This window comes from Xenorhabdus sp. SGI240, from assembly GCF_040081915.1.
GTDB lineage: Bacteria > Pseudomonadota > Gammaproteobacteria > Enterobacterales > Enterobacteriaceae > Xenorhabdus > Xenorhabdus bakwenae.
Map to the genome: position 1 here is coordinate 1 of NZ_JBEBMB010000127.1, position 1,887 is coordinate 1,887.

Annotated in this window: 2 protein-coding genes; both read right to left on the reverse strand. The window is 40.7% G+C overall.

The annotated features are described in order from the left end of the window. Positions 1–252: 252 nt before the first annotated feature. On the reverse strand, positions 253–957 hold the full coding sequence (locus tag ABLA76_RS16950) for a YqaJ viral recombinase family protein (protein ID WP_348988830.1): 705 nt from the start codon (positions 955–957) through the stop codon (positions 253–255). After that, a complete protein-coding gene (locus ABLA76_RS16955) occupies positions 947–1,714 on the reverse strand; it encodes an ERF family protein (RefSeq protein WP_348988831.1) in 768 nt (255 codons plus the stop codon). Before ABLA76_RS16955 ends, ABLA76_RS16950 begins: the two co-directional genes overlap by 11 nt. Between the last annotated feature and the right edge of the window lie 173 nt (positions 1,715–1,887).

Here is a 1,887-nt window from a genome sequence, read left to right on the forward strand (position 1 = left end):
GCACAATATCCTCCCGCCGCAAAGCAGCGTAGTGATAGGGTTGGGGTTAATTAGATACTTCTGTCTGGATTACCGAGCACGAAGACCCGGTGTTGAAAGTCGGTGGCAGATGTCTTTTGAGCGGGTTTTTTGTCTTTCCTTACATACTTTCCTTGATTCTCATTGGCCCATATTCGTCTACATACAACACACCGACGATTTTTGGTGTATCTCAGTGTATGCCCGTGTGGACAGGGTTTACCGTAAAAATATTTACTCGGTTCCTCGGTCATTGCCCCTCCATTGATCACCGAATTTAAATCCTATTTCCTTTAGTGATTCATCCATTTTTTCTATGAATTCCGGTATTAGCTCATCGAATTGCTGCATAAATTTTTCATCCCGTTCTACAGCAACATAATAAATTCCCTCTCGTGTCATACGCGGGTCATAATTGGCGAAATACCACTGTTCTCTTTCAGTAACCCACATGGAATATTGAACCTGAGCCATGTAATCCGATTTAATAGCATCAAAACCACCTAATCTGAATTTCATAAATGCAGAGGTAGTAAACGGGCATTTAAGTTCCAACCCAAATCCATTACTACATAATCCATCCGGCGAACATGCCGTTCTGAGTGACTCGTCCCTGAATAAAATTGGCGCTTCCGTTACATCAACACCAGATACAAACTCAAATGTCGCTCGTGCTGATTCTTCGTATTCCTTGCCCCATGCCAGTGATTTTGCATTTACCTCTACTGCATTCCCTGTGCATACCTCACCAAGTAACGTATAAAAATATGTCATCTTGGTATCTGTCCATTTTTTCCCATCCTTTGATTTTGATAATACCTTTCCAGCATCCGATGCCGTAATTACCCCTAATCTCAATCTATGCCAGTCAAACGAACCTTGTTCCACGCTTCGCAAATCAATCCCTGTTTTTACTAGGACTGATTCATTACTGACCATTGTTTTGTACCCTCTTGGAGAGAAAACCTTCTGCTTTATTAGCTTCCGATTCTGATAAATCATAGGGGGAGTTTATTTCTCGCTTAAATATCTTTGAGCATAACGGCAATAAATCATCATCCCATGTTTTATTCATCTCAATGAGTATGGAGTTAATGCGTTCCATTGTTTTTGCGCTTATTCCATTTGATGGTGTAACTTTTTCTAATCGACCGTCTATATCTTCATCTGCTGTAGCAATACCTAACGCACCCGTTAACGTGTAGCGGCGTAGATAGGTGATAGCAGATGCTGACTGTTGAATGTTATTTTTCCCGCCCGATTGATCGGGAGTGGACATCATTTCACAGTGTTCTTGATGCCCTGATTTGTGACTAACAATGCACCTAACAGTAATTACACCGTTTTCCATCTGTTGCTCAAACCGATAAGATAAGCCGAATTGTTGTAAAAATGGTTTTATTTGCTCTGAAATATCATCCAATGACGCATATTTATATTTGGCTTTTCCTGGCCCAAAATCAGCTTGTTTCAGTTTTTTAATAGTAGGTAAGGAACTTTGAAATGCCGCCATAGCATCCAAAAATTCTTTTCTTGATTGCCCGGCCTCCCATTTTGTTTGCAGTTCCAGCAATCGTTCTAATTTATCTATATCTGCATTAGATGAGACTGCCATTTCAATCAGCTTCATTGGAGCCACTGTATTCCCTGTGGCTATTGGTCTGGATTCCTGAATAACTATTTCTTGCGTACTCATGCTGTTTCCCTCCTCAGAACCTGACACAAACAGAGTTTGCGTAGTAGAACATTAACCATCTCATCGACCTCATAGTCCGTGTCGAATAGTTCACCAAATATCTCATTTATTCGTGGTGAAAAAATCGCACCGGCTCCCTCTGGTAATGAGTTATATAGCAAAATCATACTAAT

Coding starts and splice junctions, on each gene's coding strand:
- ABLA76_RS16955 (WP_348988831.1), bottom strand. CDS start 1,714: ATGAGTACGCAAGAAATAGTTATTCAGGAATCCAGACCAATAGCCACA.
- ABLA76_RS16950 (WP_348988830.1), bottom strand. CDS start 957: ATGGTCAGTAATGAATCAGTCCTAGTAAAAACAGGGATTGATTTGCGA.